21 protein-coding genes are annotated in these 24,373 nt (G+C 75.1%); 8 read left to right on the top strand and 13 right to left on the bottom strand.

Features of this window, described 5'->3' with window-relative positions; genetic code table 11:
• Positions 1-49: 49 nt before the first annotated feature.
• Positions 50-472, top strand: coding sequence for a peptide-methionine (R)-S-oxide reductase MsrB (gene msrB, locus AB7J25_RS10670; RefSeq protein WP_428507682.1), 423 nt, complete (start codon positions 50-52; stop codon positions 470-472).
• Between the two features lie 3 nt (positions 473-475).
• Here the strand turns inward: msrB and hemQ are convergent, their stop codons facing one another.
• Positions 476-1,171, bottom strand: coding sequence for a hydrogen peroxide-dependent heme synthase (gene hemQ, locus AB7J25_RS10665; protein WP_428507680.1), 696 nt, complete (start codon positions 1,169-1,171; stop codon positions 476-478).
• An 81-nt stretch (positions 1,172-1,252) separates the two neighbouring features.
• A complete protein-coding gene (locus AB7J25_RS10660) occupies positions 1,253-1,411 on the bottom strand; it encodes a hypothetical protein (protein WP_428507678.1) in 159 nt (52 codons plus the stop codon).
• Between the two features lie 98 nt (positions 1,412-1,509).
• Between AB7J25_RS10660 and AB7J25_RS10655 the strand changes: the two genes are divergently transcribed.
• A complete protein-coding gene (locus AB7J25_RS10655) occupies positions 1,510-2,265 on the top strand; it encodes an AfsR/SARP family transcriptional regulator (protein WP_428507676.1) in 756 nt (251 codons plus the stop codon).
• Here AB7J25_RS10655 and hemG read toward each other — a convergent pair.
• The gene (hemG, locus tag AB7J25_RS10650) at positions 2,252-3,757 is read right to left on the bottom strand and encodes a protoporphyrinogen oxidase (RefSeq protein WP_428507674.1); all 1,506 of its coding nucleotides are present in this window, start codon (positions 3,755-3,757) and stop codon (positions 2,252-2,254) included. The genes AB7J25_RS10655 and hemG overlap by 14 nt on opposite strands.
• Entirely contained in the window at positions 3,754-4,812 is a 1,059-nt protein-coding gene (gene hemE, locus AB7J25_RS10645) for a uroporphyrinogen decarboxylase (RefSeq protein WP_428507672.1), read from the bottom strand. The genes hemG and hemE overlap by 4 nt, the downstream gene beginning before the upstream one ends.
• A 117-nt stretch (positions 4,813-4,929) precedes the next feature.
• Here hemE and AB7J25_RS10640 point away from each other — a divergent pair, with 117 nt between their 5' ends.
• The 3 genes from AB7J25_RS10640 (at position 4,930) to AB7J25_RS10630 (ending at position 7,746) form a co-directional block, all read left to right on the top strand.
• Positions 4,930-5,550 (top strand): DUF3000 domain-containing protein, encoded by a 621-nt coding sequence (locus tag AB7J25_RS10640; RefSeq protein WP_428507670.1) that lies wholly within the window; start codon positions 4,930-4,932, stop codon positions 5,548-5,550.
• Positions 5,551-5,848: 298 nt separating this feature from the next.
• Positions 5,849-6,502, top strand: coding sequence for a LuxR C-terminal-related transcriptional regulator (locus AB7J25_RS10635; protein WP_428507668.1), 654 nt, complete (start codon positions 5,849-5,851; stop codon positions 6,500-6,502).
• 65 nt (positions 6,503-6,567) lie between these two features.
• Positions 6,568-7,746: an HRDC domain-containing protein gene (locus AB7J25_RS10630; protein WP_428507666.1), complete on the top strand. Its 1,179-nt coding sequence runs from the start codon at positions 6,568-6,570 to the stop codon at positions 7,744-7,746.
• Positions 7,747-7,834: 88 nt separating this feature from the next.
• Here AB7J25_RS10630 and AB7J25_RS10625 read toward each other — a convergent pair whose 3' ends face one another.
• The 6 genes from AB7J25_RS10625 to AB7J25_RS10600 all read right to left on the bottom strand — a co-directional run bounded on the left by AB7J25_RS10625 (position 7,835) and on the right by AB7J25_RS10600 (position 15,245).
• A complete protein-coding gene (locus AB7J25_RS10625; RefSeq protein WP_428507664.1) occupies positions 7,835-9,286 on the bottom strand; it encodes a M1 family metallopeptidase in 1,452 nt (483 codons plus the stop codon).
• Positions 9,286-10,422, bottom strand: coding sequence for a sensor histidine kinase (locus AB7J25_RS10620; protein ID WP_428507662.1), 1,137 nt, complete (start codon positions 10,420-10,422; stop codon positions 9,286-9,288). Before AB7J25_RS10620 ends, AB7J25_RS10625 begins: the two co-directional genes overlap by 1 nt.
• A gap of 28 nt (positions 10,423-10,450) precedes the next feature.
• Complete coding sequence (locus AB7J25_RS10615; protein ID WP_428507660.1) at positions 10,451-11,116, bottom strand: response regulator transcription factor; 666 nt, start codon at positions 11,114-11,116, stop codon at positions 10,451-10,453.
• Positions 11,116-13,122 carry a 1-deoxy-D-xylulose-5-phosphate synthase gene (gene dxs, locus AB7J25_RS10610; RefSeq protein ID WP_428507723.1) on the bottom strand — a complete coding sequence of 669 codons (2,007 nt, stop codon included), beginning with the start codon at positions 13,120-13,122 and terminating at the stop codon, positions 11,116-11,118. The genes AB7J25_RS10615 and dxs overlap by 1 nt, the downstream gene beginning before the upstream one ends.
• A gap of 78 nt (positions 13,123-13,200) precedes the next feature.
• On the bottom strand, positions 13,201-14,568 hold the full coding sequence (locus AB7J25_RS10605) for a GGDEF domain-containing protein (protein ID WP_428507658.1): 1,368 nt from the start codon (positions 14,566-14,568) through the stop codon (positions 13,201-13,203).
• Between the two features lie 251 nt (positions 14,569-14,819).
• The gene (locus AB7J25_RS10600; protein WP_428507656.1) at positions 14,820-15,245 is read right to left on the bottom strand and encodes an HIT family protein; all 426 of its coding nucleotides are present in this window, start codon (positions 15,243-15,245) and stop codon (positions 14,820-14,822) included.
• 129 nt (positions 15,246-15,374) lie between these two features.
• Here AB7J25_RS10600 and glgX point away from each other — a divergent pair, with 129 nt between their 5' ends.
• Entirely contained in the window at positions 15,375-17,531 is a 2,157-nt protein-coding gene (gene glgX, locus AB7J25_RS10595; RefSeq protein ID WP_428507654.1) for a glycogen debranching protein GlgX, read from the top strand.
• 21 nt (positions 17,532-17,552) lie between these two features.
• Here the strand turns inward: glgX and AB7J25_RS10590 are convergent, their stop codons facing one another.
• Both AB7J25_RS10590 and AB7J25_RS10585 read right to left on the bottom strand, forming a co-directional pair.
• Positions 17,553-18,119, bottom strand: a complete 567-nt coding sequence (locus AB7J25_RS10590) for a hypothetical protein (RefSeq protein ID WP_428507653.1) — start codon at positions 18,117-18,119, stop codon at positions 17,553-17,555.
• A gap of 128 nt (positions 18,120-18,247) precedes the next feature.
• Positions 18,248-19,315 carry a class I SAM-dependent methyltransferase gene (locus AB7J25_RS10585; protein WP_428507651.1) on the bottom strand — a complete coding sequence of 356 codons (1,068 nt, stop codon included), beginning with the start codon at positions 19,313-19,315 and terminating at the stop codon, positions 18,248-18,250.
• Positions 19,316-19,440: 125 nt separating this feature from the next.
• On the opposite strand from AB7J25_RS10585, the gene AB7J25_RS10580 reads away from it, so the two are divergent.
• Together AB7J25_RS10580 and AB7J25_RS10575 are read left to right on the top strand one after the other, a co-directional pair.
• Positions 19,441-19,938 carry a hypothetical protein gene (locus AB7J25_RS10580; RefSeq protein WP_428507649.1) on the top strand — a complete coding sequence of 166 codons (498 nt, stop codon included), beginning with the start codon at positions 19,441-19,443 and terminating at the stop codon, positions 19,936-19,938.
• Positions 19,928-20,956, top strand: a complete 1,029-nt coding sequence (locus AB7J25_RS10575) for a phosphotransferase family protein (protein WP_428507647.1) — start codon at positions 19,928-19,930, stop codon at positions 20,954-20,956. The genes AB7J25_RS10580 and AB7J25_RS10575 overlap by 11 nt, the downstream gene beginning before the upstream one ends.
• Before the next feature lie 73 nt (positions 20,957-21,029).
• Here AB7J25_RS10575 and AB7J25_RS10570 read toward each other — a convergent pair whose 3' ends face one another.
• Positions 21,030-24,200, bottom strand: a complete 3,171-nt coding sequence (locus AB7J25_RS10570; protein ID WP_428507645.1) for an ATP-binding protein — start codon at positions 24,198-24,200, stop codon at positions 21,030-21,032.
• Positions 24,201-24,373 lie beyond the last annotated feature (173 nt).

Here is a 24,373-nt window from a genome sequence, read left to right as displayed (position 1 = left end):
CGGAAGGATCATGGACCGGCTGCGGGGTCGCACGCATAGTCTGGCGGGCATGGATCCGGTCACCGACAGCCAGCCCAAGGTCGTCAAGTCCGACGAGGAGTGGCGGGCCCAGCTCACCCCCGCCGAGTACCAGGTGCTGCGCCGGGCCGGCACCGAGCGGCCCTTCACCGGCGAGTACACGGACAACAAGCAGGTGGGCGTCTACTCCTGCCGCGCCTGCGGGACGGAGCTGTTCCGCAGCGACGCCAAGTTCGAGTCGCACTGCGGGTGGCCGTCGTTCTTCACCCCGCTCGCGGGCGACGCCGTGATCGAGCGCGCCGACACCACGCTGGGCATGCGCCGCGTCGAGGTGCTGTGCGCGAACTGCCACAGCCACCTGGGGCACGTCTTCGAGGGCGAGGGCTACGCGACGCCGACGGACCTGCGGTACTGCATCAACTCGGTCTCGCTGCGGTTCGAACCCGCCGAGTAGGAGCTACGGCAGCGTCGCGACGAGGTCGGCCACCTCCACGCGGGGTCCGGTGAAGAACGGCACCTCCTCGCGGACGTGGCGACGGGCCTCGGTGGCCCGCAGGTCGCGCATGAGGTCGACGATCCGGTGCAGCTCGTCGGCCTCGAACGCGAGGATCCACTCGTAGTCGCCGAGCGCGAACGCCGCCACCGTGTTCGCCCGCACGTCCGGGTAGCCCCGGGCGGCCTTGCCGTGCTCGGCGAGGATCGTGCGGCGTTCCTCGTCCGGCAGCAGGTACCAGTCGTAGGAGCGCACGAAGGGGTAGACACACACGTAGCGGCGCGGCTCCTCCCCCGCCAGGAACGCGGGGATGTGGCTCTTGTTGAACTCGGCGGGCCGGTGCAGCGCCACCTGGCTCCAGACGGGCGTACTGGCCCGCCCGAGCGCCGTCTCCCGCCGCAGGTCGGCGTACGCGGCCTGCACGGCCTCGACGGTCTCCGCGTGCCACCAGATCAGGTAGTCCGCGTCGGCGCGCATCCCCGCCAGGTCGTACACGCCGCGGACGACCACACCCTTGCCGGCGAGCGCCTCCACGAACGCGGCCGCCTCCTGGGCGGGTGCGGAGCGCTCGTCACCGAGCCGCCCGGGCCCGACGCGGAACACCGACCACATCGTGTAGCGGATCGTGTCGTTCAGGGCGGCGTAGTCCAGGCGGGCCATGCCACCATGCTGCCATCCCGCCGCGCCCGCGCCGGTACCCCTCCACCGGCGTGGGCGCGGCGACCCGCGGTCAGGACCCTGTCACGCCTCTTCGGCCATCGCGAGGATGTCGTCGCGCGACATCGTGCCGACGAGGTCGGGGTGCACCTGCTGCACGTGCTCCTCGACCCGCCCGACGAGCGTGTCGTCGTCGCTCGCGTCCACGGTCGACCCGCACTCGCAGTGGATCACCTTGGCCATGAGAGTCCCCCTCCGCCCGCGTCTGCACCGCTGCAACGCGGCGGCCAGAATAGGGACGCCGCCCTGTCCGGACCTTGCGAAGACATTGGGGTGCCCTGGTGCAGTTCAACCCGACCGACCGGGTCTACCTCTGCGGGCGCCTCGTCGTCCTGCTCGGCGGGGAGCGCCTGGAGGGACGGTTGCCGGGGCGGCAGGGGCAGATCGTGTTCGCCGCCCTCGCCCGCCACCGCGGCCGGGGCCTCTCCCGCGAGGAGCTCGCCCGCGCGCTGTGGGGTGACGCGCCGCCGGACGCCGCGGACTCGGCCCTCTCCGCGCTGCTCTCCCGGCTGCGCCGGGCCGTCGGTCCGCACCGGCTCGACGGCCGCGCCCACCTTCGGCTGGACCTGCCGCGCGACACCTGGATCGACCTCGACGCCGCCGACGACGCCCTGCACCGCGCCGAGTCCGCCGTCGCGCGCGGGGCGTTCGCCGAGGCGTGGTCGCCGGCGCGGGTCGCGGTGCACGTGGCGGCACGGGGGTTCCTGACGGGGGCGGCGGGTCGCTGGGTGGAACGCGAACGCGGCACGGTGGCGCGCATGCGCCTGCGCGCGCTGGAGGTCTACGCCGAGGCGTGCCTGGCGCTGCGCGGCACCGAGCTCGCGACGGCCGAGCGGGCCGCGCGGACGCTGGTCGACCTCGCGCCCTACCGGGAGAGCGGGCACCGGCTGCTCATGCGCGCCCTGGTCGCCCGCGGCAACCCGGCGGAGGCGCTGATGGCCTACGAGGAGCTGCGCCGGCTGCTGCGCACCGACCTCGGCGTCGGGCCCGGGGTGGTCACACGGCGGCTGCACGCGGAGATCCTCACGGGGCGGTGACCCCGCCGGCCGCGGCCGTTGTGGTGAGCGAGTGCGCCACCCGCTGGGCGGCCCGCCGTGCCGTCCCGACACAGGCGGGCACCCCCACGCCGTGCAGCGCCGCCCCCGCGACCGCGATCCCGTCGGGGAGGCCGTCCTCGACGGCCCGCACGCGATCCAGGTGTCCCGACGCGTACTGCGGCAGCCCGCCGCCCCAGCGCTGCACGACCACGTCCACGGGCGCGGCCGTGATCCCGGCGAGCTCGACGAGGTCGGCACGGGCGCGGGCGACGAGCGTGGCGTCGTCGGCCTGCAGGGTCGCGACCTCCCCGAACCGGCCGAGGGAGGCCCGGATCCGCAGGATCCCGTCCGCGGTCGCGAGATGCGCCCACTTGCGGCACGAGTGCGTCACGGCCTTCACCGACAGCCGCTCGTCCGACGCCACGAGGATCCCCGAGGTGGTGGGGAGCGTCGCGGCGTCCGCCGCCCGGTAGGCCAGCGCCACCACCGCGGACGACGCCAGCTCGATCGTGCCGGCCGCGCACGCGGCGCCGGGAGCGACGACGGTGAGCAGCCGCGCCGCCGCCGGGGCGGGCACCGCCAGTACGACCGCGTCCACGTCCAGCGCCTCGGGCGCGGTCGTGGGACCGAGGGTGAGCCGCCAGCCGGTCGCGGTACGGGCGAGCTCGCGGACCGTGGTGCCGAGCCGGATCTCCGCCGCACACGCCGCGGTGAGCGCGTCCACCAGCTCGCGGTAGCCGCCGGGGAAGGCGCCGAACACGGGCTGCGGCGACGGCGCCCCGCCTGCCGGCGAGACCACCCCTGCCGAGGCCGTCCGAGCGGCGCGTTCGTCCAGCTGGACGGGCTGTTCGCCGGCGGGGGCCTGCGAGGAGGCGTGCTGGGCCGCCAGGACGGAGTCGACCGCCGCGGTCAGCGACGACGCCCCCGCGTCCAGCGCGAGGGCGAGCTGCGGGATCGTGGCGCGCAACCCCAGCGCGTCCACCCGGCCCGCGTAGACGCCCCCGAGCAGCGGGTCGGCGAGGCGGTCGACCGGCTGGTCGCCCAGGCGGGAGCGCAGCAGGGTCCCCAGCACGACGTCCTCGCCCGCTCCCCAGCGCAGCGGCCGGTGCCGCTCCGCGACGATGCGGGCGAGCCCGACGGGGCTCAGCACCTCGTCGAGCCGGGCCGCGGAACCCGGCACGCCCATCAGGGTGGCGGTCGGCAACGCCGCGGTGCGCCCGCCCGCCCGGACGGTCGGGGCGGCGGCCGTCGGGTGCACGAAGCCGAGCCCGAGCTCCGCGGCGAGCTCGGTCAGCTCCGGGCGGCGCACGAGGAAGGCCTCGGCACCGACGTCGAACGGCCTGCCGGCGAGCTCCACGGTGCGCAGCACACCGCCGAGCCGATCCGCGCGCTCGAGCAGCGTGATCCGGGCATCGGGCAGCAACGTGCGCAGCCGGTGGGCGGCCGAGAGGCCGGAGATCCCACCGCCGACGACGGCGATACGGGCGTTCACGGCTCCAGGCTGTGCACGAGCTCGACGACCCGGGTGATCACGTCCGGGTCCGTGTCCGGCAGCACGCCGTGGCCGAGGTTGAACACGTGGCCGGGAGCCGCGCGCCCCTCGGCGACGATGCGGCACACCTCGTCCTCGATCGACGCGACGTCCGCGAACAGGACGGCCGGATCGAGGTTGCCCTGCACGGGATGGCGGCGGCCGGTGCGACGGGCCGCCTCGTCCAGCGGGACCCGCCAGTCCACTCCGATGACGTCCGTGCCGGCCTCGGCCATCGCGCCGAGCAGCTCGCCGGTGCCGACGCCGAAGTGGATGCGGGGCACGCCGGCGTCCGCCATCGCGGTGAGCACGCGCGCGGAGTGCGGGAACACGTACCGGCGGTAGTCCCGCTCGGAGAGCGCCCCGGCCCAGGAGTCGAAGAGCTGCACGGCGTCCACGCCGGCGTCGACCTGGGCCTGCAGGAAGGTGATCGTGATGCCGGCCAGCCGGTCCAGCAGGGCGTGCCAGACGTCCGGAGCCGTGCGCATGAGCGCCTTCGTGCGCTCGTGGTTGCGGCTGGGACCGCCCTCGACCAGGTAGGACGCCAGCGTGAACGGCGCGCCCGCGAACCCGATCAGCGGCGTGTCGCCCAGCTCGCGCAGCAGCAGCCCGATCGCGTCGGTGACGCGGGCGACCTGCTCGACCCGCAGCTCGGGCAGCCGCGCCACGTCCTCGGCGCTGCGCACCGGGCGGCTCACCACCGGCCCGGTGCCGGCGACGATGTCCACGCCCACCCCCGCGGCGTGCAGCGGGACGACGATGTCGGAGAACAGGATCGCGGCGTCCACGCCGTGGCGGCGCACCGGCTGCATCGTGATCTCGCAGATCAGCTCGGGCGTGACGCAGGCCTGGAGCATGCCCGTGTCGGCGCGCAGCGCCCGGTACTCCGGCAGCGACCTCCCGGCCTGGCGCATGAGCCAGATCGGGATCCGGGACGGCCGCCTGCCCGCGGCGGCGGCGAGGAACGGAGCGTCGCGCAGGTCGCGGCGGGTGGGCGGAAGCACGGTGGTGGCCATCTCGCCGTCCAGTGTCCCATGCCGCACGGCGGCGGGCCCCGGCGGGCGACCCCCGCCGGAGTGGTCCTCGGCGCGCCTGGCCTGGCGATCCGGCGGCGCGACCTAGAGTCCCGGCTCGTGTCCGAGCCGGGTGGGAGGGAGAGCGGGTCCGTCCCGTCGGAGTTCCGGCGCGCGGTGGAGTCGCTGGAGTCGGTACGCCCGCGCCCGGAGCTGCGGATCACGGCCGTCGACGCCCCGCCCCGGCTGGCCCGGTACACGTGGGCCTTCGGGGTCGAGGCGGACGCGCTCGCGGTGCGCCCGGGCGAGGCCCTGGACGACCTCGACGAGCCCGACACCTCCGGGCGGCTGATCCTCCTGCACGACCCGGCGGGCCGGGAGGCGTGGCAGGGCACGTTCCGGCTCGTGTGCTTCGTCCAGGCCCGGCTGGAACCCGAGCAGCTCGGCGACGAGCTCTTCCCGGTGGTCGGGTGGTCCTGGCTCACCGAGGCCCTGGAGCTGCACGGCGCCTCCCATACGGCACTCGGCGGAACGGTCACGCAGACATCTTCGGTCCGTTTCGGCGAAACACGTAACGCCGGACGGCCCAATCACGATGACGACGTCGAACTGCGTGCGTCGTGGACACCAGCGGGTTGCGACCTCCGCTCCCACGCCGAGGCGTTCTGCTCGCTGGTCGCCAGCGCGGCGGGACTGCCGCCGGCGGGGACGGTTCCGTTGATGGAGCGATCTGCGCAGTGACGAGGGAGAACGCTCCCCGTGACCGCCCTCGTCACCCGAACAGGCGCCATGATCCTCTGAACCGCTGTAACTTTCACCCGGGCAAGTTCGATTCGATACACGACGTTAGACCGCTTGGGGGGTACCCTTTCCTCCACGACACCTCCTCGGGCGGCCGGACGTCACAACCCGGCTCTCGAGGATCTGGGTGCCGGTCGGGGGGCAACGACCGACTCCAGGGAGGTACTGGAAGATGGTGGTAGTGAGCCAGGGCGCACCCGTGCGTGGTCCGACAGGCGGAACCGCACATGCGCCCGGGATGATCCCGCACCCGCGGGAGGAGCTCTTCTCCGTGCTCGTCGTCGACGATCACCCGCTGCTGCGGGAGGCGATCGCCGGGCGGATGCGGGGCATGGGCGCCGGAACGGTCTACGAGGCCGCGTCCGTCGCGGAGGCACGGGCCAGGGCGCATGCCAACGGTCCCTGCGACCTCGCGATCCTGGACCTCGGCCTACCCGACGGGAGCGGTCTGGACCTGGTGACGGAACTGCGCTCGATGGGCTGGTCGCGCCTGGTGGTGCTGGCCTCGTCGGACGACCCGTACGCGGTCCGTTCGGCGTTCCAGGCCGGTGCGCAGGCCTACCTGCTGAAGTCGGCCTCACCCGCCGTGGTGACCGACGGCGTGAAGCGCGTCCTGGACGGCGGCGTCTACGCCGACCCGACGGTGGCGCCGCTGCTCGCCACGGGTACCCGCGTCCCCGGCACGGACAACACGCCGCGTGAGCTCTCCGGCCGCGAGGTCGAGGTGCTCCAGCTGGTGGCCGACGGGCAGTCCAACAAGGAGATCGGCGAGGCGTTGAGCCTGTCCGCGCTGACCGTGAAGAGCCACCTGTCCCGGATCGGGCGCAAGCTCGGCACCGGCGACCGCGCGCAGATGGTGGCGCTCGCGATGCGTGCCGGGGTCATCCGCTGAGCGGACCTTCACGACCCGCACCGGAGGCCCCGTCTGCTCCGGGTGCGGCATCCCCCGTACGACCCTTGTTGAGGCCGACCGATGGGCTCCCCACCGTAGTCGTCGACCGGGCCGGTCTCGACACCGTGGCCGCCGCGTTCGCGGGCGGCCACGGGCCCGTGGCGGTGGACGCCGAGCGGGCATCGGGTTTCCGCTACTCCCAACGTGCCTACCTGGTGCAGCTGCGCCGGGCGGGCGCCGGGACGGCGCTGGTGGACCCGGTCCCGCTCGGGGGCGATCTGTCCGCCTTGGCCACGGCACTGGCCGGGCCGGAGTGGGTGCTGCATGCGGCGTCGCAGGACCTGCCCTGCCTGGCCGAGGTGGGCCTCGCACCCGGGACGCTGTTCGACACCGAGCTGGCCGGGCGCCTCGCGGGGTTCCCGCGGGTCGGGCTCGGCCCGCTCGTCGAGCAGCTCCTCGGGTTGCGGCTGGAGAAGGGGCACGGTGCGGCGGACTGGTCGCGCCGTCCCCTTCCCGAGGACTGGCTCGTCTACGCCGCCCTGGACGTCGAGGTGCTCGTCGAGCTGCGTGACGTGCTCGCGGGCGTCCTGGCCGAACAGGGGAAGCTGGAGTGGGCCCGCCAGGAGTTCGACGTGGTCCGCACCGCGGGCCCGCCCGCACCCCGGGCCGAGCCGTGGCGGCGCACGTCGGGCATCCACAGGGTGCGCAAGCCGCGCCCGCTCGCGGCCGTCCGCGCGCTGTGGGAGGCCCGCAACTCCCTCGCCGCCGAGCGCGACATCGCGCCCGGTCGGGTGCTCCCCGACGCCGCCATCGTCGAGGCCGCGGTCGCCACGCCCGCCACGCCGGAGGCCCTCGCGGCCATGCCGACGTTCCGCGGGCGGGCCCAGCGGCGGCTCACCCGCTACTGGTTCGACGCGCTCGCCGCGTCGTACGCGCTCGACAACGCCGACCTGCCGCGGGCCACGCCGCCCAGCGACGGGCCGCCACCGGTCGCACGCTGGGCGGACCGCAACCCGGACGCCGCGGCCCGCCTCGCCGCCGCCCGCGCCGCGGTCGCGACGGTGAGCGAGCAGTGGAACATCCCCGTGGAGAACCTGCTCCTTCCGGACCTGCTGCGCAGGCTGTGCTGGTCGCCGCCCGCGGACGGCGACGTCCTCGGCTACCTGCGGGCCGGCGGGGCCCGGGCGTGGCAGATCGAGCTCCTCGGCGAGCTGCTGGAGAAGGCGGCCGAGGCGCGCGCCTGACCGGGTGCCCCCGTCGAGAACGACGTTACGCTGATCAACAACCCCTGTTGATCAGCACAGTGTCGTTCTCGACGGGGGCCCGGCACGGTCAGCCGGGTGGCGTCGGCGGCCGGTCCGCGTCGTAGAGCCACTCGCGCGCCACGCCGTCGAGATCCTCACCGGAGATCCGCTCGGCGAGCGCGAGGAAGTCCTCGACCGTGCCGTTGGCGCCGCGGCGCTCCGTCGGCCACGCGCGCAGGATCGCGAAGAAGTCCTCGTCGCCCACCGCGGTGCGGATGGCCTGCACGGCCATCCCTCCGCGGACGTAGACGGCGCCGTCGAAGAGGTCCTCCATCCCGGGATCACCCGGCGGGACCGCCCAGAAGTCGTCACCCGCCGGTCGCACGTCGTAGATCTCGCGCGCGACGTCGACCGCCGGGGTGCCGCCCGTGCGCTCGTCGTAGAGCCACTCCGCGTACGTGGCGAACCCCTCGTTGAGCCAGATGTCGCGCCACCGCGCGATCGCGACGCTGTCGCCGAACCACTGGTGCGCGAGCTCGTGGACGACGACGGAGCCGCCCTCGCTGCTGTCGAGGAAGCTCTCGGCGTAGACGGGCCGGGTCTGGTTCTCCAGGGCGAAGCCCTCGGTCGGCGCCGCGACCCCGCCGAGCTGACCGAACGGGTACGGCCCGAAGATCTCCGCGAGGTTCTCCACGACCTCCGGCGTGCGGGCCAGCAGGGAGATCACCCGCCGCGACGCGTCCGCGGGGTAGGCCGCCACGTACGGGCCGAGGGGCGTGTCGCGCCGGTCCAGCTCGTACTGGCCGATCACGACGAACGCGAGGTAGGGCGCCATCGGCTCGTCGGCCCGCCAGCGCCACCGGTCCCGGCCGTCGGGGGTGGGCTCCGGCCCGCCGAGCAGCGCTCCGTTGGAGATCGCCTCGACGCCCTCCGGCACCGACACGCTGACGGCGACGGTGGCCTTGTCCGAGGGATGGTCGTTGGCCGGGAACCACCACGACGCCCCCTCCGGCTGGCCCACGCCTGCCGCGCCGTCCGAGGCCCGCGTCCACGGCGCCGCGACGCCGCCGGGGGACGGGATCTCCGAGGGCACCCCGCCGTAGGTGACGACGACCTGCATCGTCGCCCCCTTCGCGACCGGGACGGCCGGGGTGATGTGCAGCTCCCCGTCGCCCTGGGTGAACGCGGCGGGCGCCCCGTCGACCTCGACAGCGGACGCGGGCAGTCGCAGGTCCAGGCTGAAGCCGCGCAACGCCTCCGTCGCGACCGCGCTGACGGTGGTGCGGCCGTCGAGCCGGTCCGTGCGGGGCGCGTAGGTGAGGTCGATGTCGTAGCCGAGGACGTCGTAGCCCGCGTTGCCCGCCCGCGGGTAGTACGGGTCCCCGAGACCGTCCGCGGCCACGACCGGATCGGCGGGAACGTCCTCACCCGGCCCCTCGCCGGTCGTGGGTGCAGGCCGCGGGGCGACGAGCGCCGCCACGACGACGGCACCGCCCACCAGCAGCAGCACGAGCGTGGCGACCAGGATCGAGCGGCGCATCAGTCGGGTCCTCCCCCGGGCAGTCGGACGGTGACGGCGAGGCCGCCTCCGGGCACGGGCTCGGCGCGCACGCGTCCACCGTGTGCGGACACGATCGCGCGGACGATCGACAGGCCCAGACCCGACCCCGGAACCTGGCCCGTGCGCTCCACCGGGCCGCGGCGGAACGGGTCGAACAGCTCGTCGACGGTGTCGGCGGAGATCTCCGGCCCGCTGGAGGCCACGCACAGCTCCGCGGCGCCGTCCGCGACGCCCGTCCACACCTCCACCCAGCCCGACGCGACGTTGTGGCGGACCCCGTTCTCCAGCAGGTTCGCCGCCACGCGCTCCAGCAGCACCGCGTCGCCGCGGACGGGGGCGGGCGCGAGGTGCTCGTGCAAGCGCAGCCCGCGCCGCGCGGCCTCGGCCTCCGCGACCGCCAGTGCCGGGGCGACGGCCTGCGCGAGATCGACGGGGTCGCGCGCCACGGCGTCCAGGGCCTCGGTGCGCGCCAGCAGGAGCAGGCCCGCCACCAGGTCGTCGGCGCGCCGGGTCGCGTCGCGCAGGACCTCGGCCATGCGGCGCAGCTCGGCGGGGTCGGCGTCCGGGTCGGCGAGCGTGACGTCCACCTCGGTGCGCATCACCGCGAGGGGGGTGCGCAGCTCGTGACCGGCGTTCGCGACGAACCGGCGCTGCGCGTCGAACGCGGCCTGCAGCCGGTCCAGCATCGCGTCGAACCCGGCGGCGAGCTCGGCGACCTCGCCCCGGGCCGCCCACGTCGCGGGCAGCCCGATGCGGGTGTCCAGCGACTCCGCCGACAGCCGCCGCGCGGTGGCGGTGACCTCCCGGAGCGGCCCCAGCACCCGCCCCACGAGCCACCACGACAGGAGCGCCGCCGCGATCACCACGAGCGGAAAGGCGATCAGGCCCACCCGCAGCACCTCGCCCCGCGCTGCGGCCCCGACGGCCTCGCTGACCTGCTCCGCGGGCAGCTCCTCGCCCCCCACGCGCACCGTCGCACCCGGCGGCAGGGCAGGGACCGCCCGCGCGACCCCGTCCACCAGCAGCCAGCCCAGCCACAGGAGCAGCGCGCTCACGCCGGCCACGAGCGCCGTGCTGAGCACGGTGAGCCGGGGGCGCAGGCCGGTCGGCCGCACGGGAGGGTCTCCGCTCCGACGGCCCGGGTCAGCCCGCCGCCGGCACCCGGTAGCCCGAGCCGACGACCGTCTCGACCACCGCCGGGTCCCCGAGCTTCTTGCGCAGCGTCATGACGGTGACCCGCACCGTCGTCGTGAACGGGTCCGCGTTCTCGTCCCACACCCGTTCCAGCAGCTCCTCGCTGCTCACCACGGCCCCGCCCGCGCCCATCAGCACCTCCAGCACGCCGAACTCCTTGCGCGTCAGCTCGACCGGCCGGTTGTTGCGGTGCACGGTGCGCCGCGCCGGGTCCAGCGACACGTCCCCCGCCACCAGCAGCGGCGGGACGGCGGGGGTGGCGCGCCGCGCCAGCGCCCGGCAGCGGGCCACCAGCTCGGGGAAGTCGAAGGGCTTGGCGAGGTAGTCGTCGGCCCCGCGGGACAGGCCGTCCACCTTGTCGGCGAGGGTGCCGCTCGCGGTGAGCATCAGCACCCGGGTGGTGGCGCCGGAGTTGACGATCTCGGAGCACAGCCGGTCCCCCGGCATGCCCGGCAGGTCGCGGTCCAGCACCACCACGTCGTAGCGGGTGACGGAGACCTTCTCGTGGCCGGTGTCGCCGTCGTAGGCGACGTCCACGGCCATCCCCGCCCGGCGCAGCCCGCGGGCGACCGCGTCCGCGAGGGGCCGCTCGTCCTCGACGATCAGCACGCGCATCAGCCGTTCTGCTCCCCCGTGTCGGCCTCGACGGTGTCGGCGGGGTCGTCGGCGGGGTCGTGCGTGGCGACCGCAGACCCGTCCGCGGGGTCGTGCGCGCCGTCGTTCGATGGCTCGCCCTCCGCAACCACCCCGGGCAGCGCCGCGGCCCACTCGGTGACGCGGCGGGCCACGTCCTGCACGGTGAGCCCGACGGCGGCGAGCACGTCCTGGCGCGACCCGTGCTCCAGGAACTCCTGCGGCAGCGCCAGGTCGCGCTGGGCCACGTCGCACTCGGCGCGACGCAGCACGTCCGCCAGCGCCGAACCGAACCCGCCGTGGCGTCCGGCGTCCGCGACGGTGACGACGAGATCGTGCGCCCGCGCCATCGCGACGAGCACCTCCGGCACCGGCAGCACCCACCGCGGGTCGACCACCGTGACCCCGATGCCCTGCGCCGCGAGCCGCCCGGCCGCGGCGACCCCGAGCTCGCCGAACGCGCCGACGCACACCAGCAGCACCCGCGGACGCTCGTCCGCGGCGGGCTCGTGCAGCACGTCCACACCGTCGACCCGGCGGACCGCCGGCACCGACTCGATCACCGCGCCCTTCGGGAAGCGGACGGCGGTGGGCCCGTCGGCCACCTCGACGGCCTCGTTCAGCTCCTCCCGCAGCGTCCCCGCGTCGCGGGGCGCCGCCACCCGGATGCCCGGGACCACCCCGAGGATCGAGAGGTCCCACATGCCGTTGTGCGAGGGCCCGTCGTTGCCGGTGACCCCGGACCGGTCCAGCACCAGGGTGACGGCCTGGCGGTGCAGCGCCACGTCCATCAGCAGCTGGTCGAACGCCCGGTTGAGGAACGTCGAGTACACCGCGACCACGGGGTGCATCCCGCCGCGGGCGAGCCCCGCGGCACTGGTGAGCGCATGCTGCTCGGCGATGCCGACGTCGATGCAGCGTTGCGGGAAGGCCTTCTGGAACGGGGCGAGGCCGGTGGGGCCGAGCATCGCCGCGGTGATCGCGACGACGTCCGGACGCCGCCCGCCGAGCGCCACCATCTCCTCGGCGAACACCGACGTCCAGCCGACCGTCTTCGGGCCGGTGGGGCGCCCGGTCGCCGGGTCGAACGCGGGCGGGCTGTGCATCTGCTCGGCCTCGTCGTTCTCCGCGGGCGGGTAGCCGCGGCCCTTCTGCGTGACGGCGTGCACGATCACGGGCCCTTCGAAGCCCTTGGCCCGCCGCAGTGCCGCCTCGACGGCCGCGACGTCGTGCCCGTCGACCGGTCCGAAGTACTTGATCCCGAGATCGGCGAACAGCTCCTGCGGCGTGAGCGCGTCCTTGATCCCGGCCTTGAGCGCGTGCAGGCCGGCATAGATCGGCCGCCCGACGACCGGGGTGCGGTTCAGCGTGACCTTGCCGGCCTCGAGCACCCGCTCGTAGCCGGGCTGCAGCCGCAGCGCCGAGAGCCGCTCGGCCAGGCCGCCGATCGTGGGGCAGTAGGAGCGGCCGTTGTCGTTGACGACGACCACGACGTCGCGGTCCTTGGCCGCGGCGATGTTGTTGAGCGCCTCCCACGCCATGCCGCCGGTAAGCGCGCCGTCCCCGATCACGGCGACGACGTGGCGGTCCTGCCCGGTCAGCGCGTAGGCGCGGGCGATGCCGTCTGCCCAGGACAGCGACGTGGACGCGTGGCTGTTCTCCACGTGGTCGTGCTCGCTCTCGGCCCGGCTGGGGTAGCCCGAGAGGCCGCCGGTCTTCTTCAGCTGCTCCCAGCCGTCCTGGCGGCCGGTGAGGAGCTTGTGGACGTAGGCCTGGTGGCCGGTGTCCCAGATCAGGGTGTCCTGCGGGGAGTCGAACACCCGGTGCAGGGCGATCGTCAGCTCGACGACGCCGAGGTTCGGGCCGAGGTGGCCGCCCGTGCGGGCGACGGACGTGACGAGCATCCGCCGGATCTCCGCGGCCAGCTCGGCGAGCTGACGCGGTCCGAGCCGCCGCAGGTCGGCCGGGCCCCGGATGGTGCCCAACACGTCCCCCGTGCCGACCGGTCCCTGCCCGAGCTCCGTCACCTGGCCGAGTCTACGGACACCGGCCCGGGCGAGGCCGGGCTACGGGGTGGCGCGGCGGGCGGTCGGGATGTGCGACGGCTGGGTCGCCGGGTGGGTCCGCGGGAGCATCGTCGGGAGGGTCGAGGCCATCCGCACCCGGTTGCGGCCGTCGCGCTTCGCGGCGTAGACGGCGGTGTCCGCGGCCGCGATCAGCTGCTGGACGCTGCCGCCCTCGTCGGGGTAGAGCGCGCCACCGACCGACACCGTGAGGTGGCGGATGGAGCACGGCCCGTCCGGCGTGGCGACCGAGATCATGAGGGACGCGATGCGGCGACGGATGCGTTCGGCGATCGCCGCGACGTCGGCGTTCGCGTCCCCGCCGTGCGGCAGGTCCGGCAGCAGGACGACGAACTCCTCGCCGCCGAAGCGGCCCACGAGGTCGTGGTCGCGCACCTCCGCGCGCAGCGCGGCGCCGACGGCCGCCAGCACGTCGTCGCCCGCGAGGTGGCCGTAGACGTCGTTGACGGCCTTGAAGTGGTCGAGGTCGAGCACCAGCACGCCTGCCGCGAAGCCGCCGCGCTCGCAGCGGCGCAGCTCCCGCACGGCGAGCGCGTGCCAGGCGGCCGCGGTGCGCAGGCCCGTCTTGCCGTCCGTGCGCACGGCCTCCTCGAGCTGGCGGACGAGCACCGCCCGGTGCAGCACCAGGAGCGGCGGGAGCACGAGCACGACGAGCCACGGGTTGGCCGTGAGGGCGACGGCCGTGAGCGCGCCGAGGCAGAGCGTGGCGATCTCGAGCGCGTTGTCGTCCCAGTGCCCGAGCACGTCCGACAGCCGCGCGTGGGCGCCGGCGAGGGCGATCGCCGCGGCCACGAGCGCGATGTTGGCGACGGCGTAGGCGAAGACCGCCACGCCGAGGGCGGCGAGGCCGTGGGCGTTGGCCGGGAAGCCCGCCAGCCCGCCGGCCGCGCCCACGACGGCCTGGGCGGCGAAGGCGGCCAGCACGACGGTGGCGGTCGTGTAGACATGCCGGTAGAGGGGCACGCGCGACGGCTTCCACACCCGCAGCCACAGGTGCACGTAGACCACGATCACGACGACCGCGGGCAGCACGCCCGGCAGCATCACGGCGGCGGCGAACGTCCAGACCGAACTGAGGTCGAAGTAGGTGGTGTCGGCGACCCTGCGGCGGATGCGCTCGATGCCCGTCGCCACCTCGACGTGCACGACGCTCAGGAGGACCAGGCAGGCGGCGAGCAGGACGTCCCGTGCCGTGACGGGACCGGCGGTGGCGGAGCCCGCGGCGGCGACGGCCACGACGAGTCCGACGGCGACCGTCTCGACGACCAGGACCAGGGCGAGGAGCCTGCGAGGCAGCTGCCACAGCGCCCACCTGGCGCCCGGCACGAGCCGGAGTGCGGCCTCGTCCACCTCGAAGCCCCTTCCGCCTGATCGGGGGACCGTGTCGAGGCTAGTAATGTCGTGCACCGCTGTCAGCCGTCGCGTGATCATCCGAGCGGGTGGAGTTGCGACATCAACTATCACTCTGTGTGCATGACATACGCGTCGTTTGTTCGGTCCACCTCCCCCGATCGCGCGGAGCGCCAGGCCAGCGCAGTGTTGCATCCGTTCTTGCAGACCGACCGCGGACCGGCCGGGTCGGGGACGCGCGGCAGCAGCGGCTAGTCCGGGACGTGCGCGCCGTGCCCGGCGGCACGCAGCGCCGCCCGCAGCGCGTCGCGGTGGCCGTCCTGCTCGGCGGCGTCGACGCTGCGCGCCGCGGTGGCGAAGTCGAAGGCGCTCATCTTCCAGGCCGGGAACACGTGCACGTGCAGGTGCGGCACCTCGAACCCGGCGACCATCAGCCCGACGCGCGGCGGGTCCCACACCTCTTTCACCGCCCGGCCGACGACGTGGGCGACGCCGGTGAGATGTGCCACGAGCGCGGGGTCCGCGTCGACCCAGTGGTCGACCTCGGCGCGCGGCACCACCAGCGTGTGTCCGGGCCCGAGGGGGTTGATCGACAGGAAGGCGACGGCGGTGTCGTCGGTCCACACGAACCGACCCGGGATCTCGCCGTCGATGATCTTGGTGAACAGCGTGGGCACGGCGGCGACCCTAGCCCGCGGGACCGGCGCAGGTCAGCCCCGGCCGCCGCCGGGGCCGACCGCGGGACCGGGTGGGCCGGCGGGGCACGCGGTAGCGTTGCCCGCTCCGACCGACTCCTGGAGGACCCCATGCCGCCCTGGCCCGGGCACGCCTACCCGCTCGGCGCCACCTACGACGGCGCCGGAACCAACTTCGCGATCTTCTCCGAGGCCGCCGAGCGCGTCGAGCTGTGCCTGTTCGACTCTGCCGACGGCACCGGCGCGGAGGAACGGATCGCGCTCACCGAGGTCGACGGCTTCGTCTGGCACGGCTACCTCGCCGGCATCGAGCCCGGCCAGCGCTACGGCTACCGCGTGCACGGGCCCTACGACCCGGCCGCGGGGCTGCGCTGCAACCCGCACAAGCTGCTGATCGACCCGTACGCGAAGGCACTGGACGGCCCCGTGCGCTGGGACGAGGCGGTGTTCGGCTACCCGTTCGCCGATCCCGAGGTGCGCAGCGACGCGGACTCCGCACCCTTCGTGCCGAAGTCCGTGGTGGTGAACCCCTTCTTCGACTGGGGCTTCGACCGCGCCCCGAAGACGCCCTACCACGAGTCGGTGATCTACGAGGCCCACGTCAAGGGCCTCACGATCACCCACCCGGAGATCCCGGCGAAGCTGCGTGGCACCTACACCGGCCTCGCCCACCCGGTGATGATCGAGCACTTCCAGGCCCTCGGCGTCACCGCCGTCGAGCTGATGCCGGTGCACGAGTTCGTCGTGGACCACCACCTGCAGGACAAGGGCCTCACCAACTACTGGGGCTACAACACCATCGCGTTCCTCGCCCCGCACCACGCCTACGCCGTGCCCGGCGCCCGTCCCGGCGCGCAGGTGCAGGAGTTCAAGGCGATGGTGCGGGCGCTGCACGAAGCGGGCATCGAGGTGATCCTCGACGTCGTCTACAACCACACGGCTGAGGGCAGCGACCGCGGGCCCACCCTGTCCATGCGGGGCATCGACAACCACGCCTACTACCGGCTCGTGGACGACGACCCGCGCTACTACATGGACTACACCGGCACCGGGAACTCGCTCAACGTCCGCAACCCCCACACCCTGCAGCTGATCATGGACTCGCTGCGGTACTGGGTCACCGAGATGCACGTGGACGGGTTCCGCTTCGACCTCGCCGCCACCCTCGCCCGCGAGTTCTACGACGTGGACCGGCTGGCGGCGTTCTTCGACATCGTCCAGCAGGACCCGGTGATCAGCCAGGCCAAGCTCATCGCCGAGCCGTGGGACGTCGGCCCCGGCGGCTACCAGGTCGGGAACTTCCCGCCCCTGTGGACGGAGTGGAACGGCAAGTACCGCGACACCGTCCGCGACTTCTGGCGCGGCGAGCCCGGCACCCTCGGCGAGTTCGCCTCCCGGCTCACCGGCTCGTCGGACCTCTACCAGCACGACGGCCGCCGCCCGTACGCGTCGATCAACTTCGTCACCGCGCACGACGGCTTCACCCTCGCCGATCTCGTCTCCTACAACGACAAGCACAACGACGCCAACGGCGAGGACGGCCGGGACGGCGAGAGCCACAACCGCTCCTGGAACTGCGGGGTGGAGGGCCCCACCGACGACGAGGCCGTGCTGGCGCTGCGGTCCCGCCAGCAGCGCAACTTCCTCGCCACGCTGCTGGTGAGCCAGGGCGTGCCGATGCTCGCCCACGGCGACGAGCTGGGCCGCACCCAGCACGGCAACAACAACGTCTACTGCCAGGACAACGAGACCGCCTGGGTGGACTGGACGTTCGCGGAGAAGCACTCCGACCTGGTCGAGTTCACCGGCGGGCTCGCGGCGCTGCGGGCCGCCCACCCGGCGTTCCGGCGCCGCCGGTTCTTCGCCGGTCGCCCGATCGGGCGTCGCCGCGGCGTGCTCGCCGACATCGCATGGTTCACCCCGTCCGGTGAGGAGATGACCGAGCAGGACTGGGACTCCGGGTTCGGCAAGTGCGTCACCGTGTTCCTGAACGGGGACGGCCTCTCGGACGTGGACGCGCGCGGCGAGCGGGTCGTCGACGACTCGTTCCTGCTGGTGTTCAACGCCCACTACGAGGACATCGACGTCACGCTGCCGCCGCAGGACTACGGCAGCAGCTGGGCCGTCGTCGTGGACACGGCGGCCGGCCACATCGTCGTGCTGTCGAACGCGCCGGGGATCATCGCCGCCGATCCCCCGACCGTGGCCGGGGGATCGGTGCACCGGGTGACGGCGCGGTCGCTGCTGGTCCTGCAGCGCGAGCCGTGACGCCGGCCCCTGGTCAGCCGGTCAGCTCTCGCAGCTGATCCGGGTGTCGGCGCGGTTGCGCGACGGGCAGCGGTCCGTGCCGGGGCCGCCGTCGAGGACGGTCGGGAAGTGGAAGCTGTTGTTCGCGAGGTTGTCGTTGCCCGCCTCGCCGCGCACCGTGGTGTTCGGCGCGGTGACGGCCGCGGCGTCGTTGCCGGCGCCGAGTCGCACGTCGTAGCGCACCTGCGAGCCGGCGGGCGCGCCGAGCCCGATGGTGTCGTCGAAGTCGCCGGCGTTCACGACGACCTGGGTGATGCCGGTCTTGGCGCAGCGCGCCTGACCGGTGCCGTTCTCGTTGGCGCAGCCCGACCCGGCCACGGGGCGGATGCCCCCGCCCGTGACGTCGCGGATGAAGATGCTGGTCGCGTCCTCGGAGATCCGGTAGGTGTTCTGCGACCCCGGCGACGCGGTGACGACGAGGATGTTCCCGGACTTCGTGACGGTGCTCGGGCCGATCGCGAACGCCGGGGAGGCGGTCGCGGCGAGCGCGCCGGTGGCCGCGGCGGCGAGGACGACGGCGGTCAGGGCGCGGCGGGCGAGGGGGAACATCGGGGCCTCCGGAGGGGTCTGTGGGGCTGTGGGGGCTGTTGGGGGCTGTCGGGGATGTCGACGGGCGGGACACCACGGCCGTTCGACGCCCGGGCCTTACGGACCCGTGACGCCCGCCCGTCGCCTCGCTAGGGCCGCGCCTCGAACACCCGGTTGAACGGGGTCTCGGTCGCGCGCCGGAAGCGGCCGAACCCGGCCTCGGCGAGCAGCTCGCGCCAGGTCGCCTCGGGCACCTGGTTGCCCAGCGCCTGGCCGCCCTGCGCCAGAGCCGCCGGCGTGCAGATGAACGGCGAGGCCGAGTAGAAGATCCGGCCGACCGGGTTGACGTTGTCCGCGAGCGACTCCCCCGCCATCGGCTCGACGATCATCCACGTGCCGTCGGGGGCCAGGCGCTCGCGGATGTGGCGGGCCGCGCCGACCGGGTCGCCCATGTCGTGCAGGGCGTCGAAGACGCAGACCAGGCCGTAGCCGTTCCCGCCGGGTGCCGCGGGCAGGTCGGCGGCGCCCGCGACCTCGAACCGCACCCGGTCGGCGAGCCCGGCCTCCGCGGCACGCTTGCGCGCCTGCGCGATCGACGCCTCGTGGTAGTCGTAGCCGATCACCATCGAGCGCGGGTACGCCTGCGCGAGCAGGATCGTCGAGGCCCCGTGGCCGCAGCCGACGTCGGCGACGTCGGCGCCGTCGGTGAGGACGCGGTCCACGCCGTCGAGCGCGGGGATCCAGCTGGTCACGAGGTTGGCGGCGTAGCCGGGGCGGAAGAGGCGCTCGGTGCCGTCGAACAGGTCGGGGTGGTGCTCGTGCCAGCCGAACCCCGTCCCGGAGCGGAACCGGCGCCCGACCTCCTCCTCGTCCTTCCACAGCGCGGCCGCGATGGTCATCGCGCCGACCAGGCAGCCGGGATCCGAGTCGTCGGCGAGCAGGATCGTCTGCTCCGGGTCGAGCCAGTAGGTGCCGGCCTCGGGGTCGCCGCAGCAGTACCCCGACACGTACTGCGCGCGGCACCACTCCTCCACCAGCCGCGGGTCGCAGCCGGTCGCGGCGGCCAGCCCCGCGCCGTCCACGGGGCCGTGTTCGGCGAGGGCGCGGTAGAGGCCGAGCCGGTCGCCCAGGACGACGGTGGCGGCGTGCAGCGCCGCGCCGAAGTCGACGGCGAACTGGCCGGTGAGCTGCTCGAGACGAGCGGTGTCGACGGTCATGGGTGCTCCTAGAGTCGGGGATGCGAAACGCCCGGCAGCGTGCGCGGGCGCGCCTGCAGAAGCGCTGCAGCTGGGGCGCAGTCGGCTGCAGGGGATCTGCAAGCGCGGGCGAGCACCCTGTGCCCATGACCGCACCCACCGCCGCACCCACCGCCCCACTCACCAGCACCGTCGACCGCTTCCTCGACGCCGTCGCCGCGGGCGCCGTGACCGCGGACCTCTACGCCGACGACGTCGTGCTCGACGCCGTCGTCCCCGACTGGCGCTTCGCCGTCGCCGGCCCGGCCGCCGTCGCTGCCGAGTACGCCCGCTGGTTCGCCGACCCCGCCCGGATCGAGGAGCTGCGCAGGCTGCGCACCGCGACCGGGGAGGTCGTCGAGTACACGCTCTGCTGGACCGAGCAGGGCGTCCCGCACGCCGCCCGGCACGTGCACGTCCTCGACCTCGGTGCGGACGGGCGGATCGTGGCGGACCACGTGTGGTGCGGCGGCCGCTGGCCCGCCGCGCTGCTTGCCGAGATGGAGGGTGAGCGAGCATCGACCGAGCGCCAGCGAGGGAGGAGCGGAACGAGCCCAGAATCGAGCATCGACACAGAGATGGAGGCCGCCCGCGATGCTCACTGACGTGATCGAGACGGTCGCACTCACGCCCCGCCCGGTGGCCTCCTCCGTGGCGGAGCTGCTCGCCGACGCCACGGCGCGGGAGCCGTTCTTCGTCTCCGACTCCAAGTCCGGCTCGGCGTTCGAGCGCGTCGTCATCGGCGGCGAGCCGCACGTCGTCAAGTACGTGCACGTGGACCGGGACTGGACGATGCGGTTCAACGGCGACGTCGGCTGCCACCCGGTGCAGGTGTGGGCGGCCGGGCTGATGGACGCCCTGCCGGAGCGGATCGACCACGCCACCGTCGGCGTCGCGGCCGGTCTGGGCCGCAACGGCTGGGGCGGGGCGATCCTCATGCGCGACGTCGCGAGCGAGCTCGTCCCGCCCGGCGACGAGCCGCTGACCGCCGCGGCCCACGCGACCTACCTCGACGACCTCGCGGCGCTCTCCGCCCGGATGCTGGGCTGGCGCGACGACGTCGGGCTGGTGCCGCTCACGGCCCGTTGGGGCTGGTTCAGCGACGCCTCCCTCGCGGTGGAGCGAGAGCGCGGCTGGCCCGACGCCGTCCCCCAGATCGCGGCGAAGGGCTGGGCCGAGTTCGCGGACCGCGCGCCGCGGGCCGTGCGCGAGGTCGTCAACGCGCTGCGCCGAGACCTCTCGCCGCTGGTCACGGCCGTGTCCGCGACCCCGATGACGTTCGTGCACGGGGACTGGAAGCTGGGCAACGTCGGCACGGCGCGCGACGGCCGCACGATCCTCATCGACTGGACCTACCCCGGCGAGGCGCCGCCCTGCTACGAGCTGGGCTGGTACCTGGCGCTCAACAGCGCGCGGCTGCCGGGCTCCAAGGAGGACGCGATCACCGGGTTCGAGGCCGCGCTGCGCCGCCACGGCGTGGACACCACGTCCTGGTACGCGACCCAGTCGGCGCTCTGCCTGCTCGGGACGCTGGTGATCTTCGGCTGGGAGAAGGGGCTGGGTGGCGACGCCGAGCTCGGCTGGTGGTGCGACCGGGCGCTGGAGGGTGCCGCCCGGCTCTGAGCGGTGATCGCCGTTTCCGTGACCTGGCGTGCACCCGTGCAGCCCATGTCACGCAACCGGTGATCACCGCTCGTCAGCGCCTGCCGAGGGCGGCGAACCGGGCCGCGACGGCACGCTGCAGCGACTCGGCATCCGGCCCGGCGACGGCCACCAGAGCCGCCGCCCGCCGGTCGGCCAGTGCCCACCACCGCGGCTCGCCCAGCGCGGCCGCGGCCTCCGCCGTCACCCACCAGGCCTCCAGCCCGGCCACCCGGTCGAGCGCGGCCAGCGCGGCCGCGACGGCATCCCGGTCGACCGGGGCGCCCTGCGCCGCCCGCGCCCGCGCCACGACGACCGCGGCCAGTGCCCGGTAGCGCGCCGCCCCCCGGCCCGTCGCGTCGGTCAGCACCCCGGCAGCGGCCTCCTCGGCCGCGACGGCGTCCCCTCCTGCCAACGCGAGGCGCGCGGTGAGCAGCACGAACCGGTGGCGCTGCCGCCACGCCATCGAGCCCTGCCAGTCCGCGATCCAGCCCAGCCGGTCCAGCTCGGCGGCCGCACCGTCGAGGTCGCCCGCGCCGAGCCGGCCGTCGACGAGGTCGAGCCCGCCCGCCCCGCGCGGCTCGTCACGGGTCGGGCCCGGCGCCAGTGCCACCGCGACCGCGTTGCAGTCCCGCGCCCGGTCCTCCCGACCCAGCCCGCGCAGCAGCCACCCCCGCAGGTTGGCCGCGATCCCGACGAACCGGGCGAGCTGCTCGCCCTGCCCCTCGATGAGCGCGTCGAACCGGTCGACGACGGCGAGCGCGGCAGCGGGCTCGCCACGCAGCCCGTGGGCGTACGCGGCCGCGAACAGGACGTGCCCGGCGGCGAACGGGTGGTCGAGGTCGTCGATCAGCGTCCGCTCGGCGAGCGCCAACGCCTCGTCGGCGCGGCCCTGGTGGCCACGCAGCGACGCGAGCCAGGCCCGCGCCAGGCCGCGAACGGGCGCCGGCCCGGTGTCGGCGGCGGCGGTGAGCAGGCCGTCCGCCGCGGCGAGGTCGCCGCGGGTGTGGCGCAGCCTGCCGATGAGCAGCGCGCAGCTCGCCCGGATCACGGCCCCGTCGGCTCCGTCGGCTCCGTCGGCGCGCTCCCTGCCGGCCTCGGCGAAGCGCAGCGCGGCGCCGTAGTCGCGGCGGTAGTAGGCGATCCAGCCGGCCAGCTCCAGGTCCGCCGCCCAGGTCCGGGCCACGAGCGCGCGCTCGGCGTCCGCGGCCGCAGCCGGCAGGTCCAGGCGCAGCAGCAGGACCCGGGCCCGCGCAGCCCGCGCCGCCGGGCCGTCGGCGAGGTTCACGGCGGCGTCGCAGTGGGCGAGTGCGCTGGTCAGGTCGTGGCGGGCGACGGCGAGCGCGGCGGCCGCGATCAGCGCGTCCGCTGCCCGCTCGGTGTCCCCGCCGAGCCGGGCGTGGTGGGCCACGGCCAGCGGGTCCGCGCCCGGCCGTCCGGCCAGCAGGCGGGCCGCCTCGCGGTGGGTGAACGCCCGCCGGGCCGCCGTGGTGGAGTCGGCGAGCGCCTCCCGGACGAGGTCGTGGGCGAAGGCCGGCACGGCGCCGTGGTCGTCGACGAGCCCGGCGGCTGCCCCCTCCTCCAGGTGCGTGAGCAGCTCGCGCACCCCGAGGCCGAGGACCGCGGCGAGCAGGTCGACGTCGATGTCCCGGCCGAGGACGGCCGCGACCCGCAGCGTGGTCGCGGCCGGGCCGAGCGCGGTGGCGCGCGCGTCGACCGAGGCCCGGATGGTGTCGGGCAGGTCGTCCGGGTCGGCGGCGGCGAGCGCCGAGAGGAACAGCGGGTTGCCGCCGCTGCGGGCGTGCAGCCCGGCGGCCCGCTCGGCCCCGACCAGCTCCGCGACCGCGGGCGCGTCCAGCGGCCCCAGCTCCAGCCCGCCCGGTCCGGTGGCCGCTCCCCGGTGGGTGGTCACCACGAGCAGCCGCGAGCCGCGCCGGACCGCGAACCCGAGCCAGGCCTCGGTGGCCGGGTCCGCCCGGGCGACGTCGTCCACGACCAGGACGACGGGGCGCGTCCCGCCGGCCCGGGCGAGCACCCGCAGGAGCGCCGCGAACAGCAGCGCCTGGCCGGTCGCGGGGTTCGCGAACGCGGCCGGGGAGGCGCCCGCGCCCGCCGGGAGCGGGTCCGCCGAGGCCAGCAGCGGCCCGACGAGGGCGGCGTCGGTGCCGAGGATCTCGGCGGATGACCCGGCGGTCCCCGCCGCGCCACCCACCGCGCCGCCGCCATCACGCAGGTGGGCGTCGAGCGCATCCAGCACCGGCTGCAGCGGCAGCATCACCCCGGGCTCCGCGCACCGCCCGACCAACACCGTCGCCCGGTCCCCGAGGCCCGCCGCCCACCGGGTGACCAGGGCGGTCTTGCCGATCCCGGCCTCGCCGACCACCTCGACCAGCCCGGCCCCACCGTGCGTGACCGCGACCAGCCGGGCGTCCAGGTCGGCGAGCTCCGCAGCCCGGCCGACGAACCGCACCGGGCCGGCCGGCCGGGTCTGCGGCACCGGCGCGGCCGGCTCACCTCGCAGGATCTCCTCGTGCAGCCGCCGGGTCTCCTCGGCCGGATCGGCGCCGAGGTCCTCGGCCAGCCGCGACCGGGCGCGCTCGTAGGCGGCCAGCGCCGCCCCCGGCCGGCCGGCCGCGACCTGCGCGCGCAGCAGGACACGCAGCGCCACCTCGTCGTACGGGTCGGCGTCCAGCACGGCCTGTGCCCCGGCGACGGCGTCCGCCGGATCACCCATCGCCAGCGCCGCCCGCGCGGCCAGGAGCCGTGCGCGGGCGACCTGACGTGCCACCGCCACCCGGTCCGCCACGGCCCACGGGGCATCCGGCTCGTCCGCGAGCAGGTCGCCGCGCACCAGCGCCAGCGCCGCCCGCGCCGCCGCCCGCGCCGCGGCCGGACGTCCCGTGGCCAGCCGCTCCTGCGCCTCGGCGACCCGCTCGTCCAGCTCGGTGACGTCCAGCCAGTCCGTGTGCAGCGACCAGCCCCCGTCGTCGCGGCCGAGCCGGTCCGGCCCGAACACCGCCCGCAGCCTGCTGACCAGCACCCCGACCTGCTCCAGCGGCCGTGCGGGCGGCTCGTCGCCCCAGAGCGCCTCGACCACCCGGCCGGCCGGCACGGGCGCGCCGCGGCCCAGCGCGAGCACCTTCACCAGGGTGCGTGCCTTCCGGCTGCCGATCTCGGTCGGGCGCAGGCCCTCGACCTCCAGGCCGCCCAGCAGTCGCGTCCGCATGTCCTCCTCCCGGCCCGGATCCTCGCAGGGCCGCCGCCCGGCGGACAGGGCGGTCACTCGCGGAGATCACCGTGGACACGCCGCACACGCACCGTCACCGGCGCGGGGCGGTCCACTACGGTGCGCCCGTCCCGCCCAGCCGGTGGGGTCGGGGGGCGCGAGTCGGGGCCGTC

Origin of the sequence: Pseudonocardia sp. (assembly GCF_050246655.1) — a bacterium.
Taxonomy (GTDB): Bacteria; Actinomycetota; Actinomycetes; order Mycobacteriales; family Pseudonocardiaceae; genus Pseudonocardia.
Note: the sequence above shows the minus strand (reverse complement) of the source record. Positions and strands in the feature narration are given on the sequence as shown.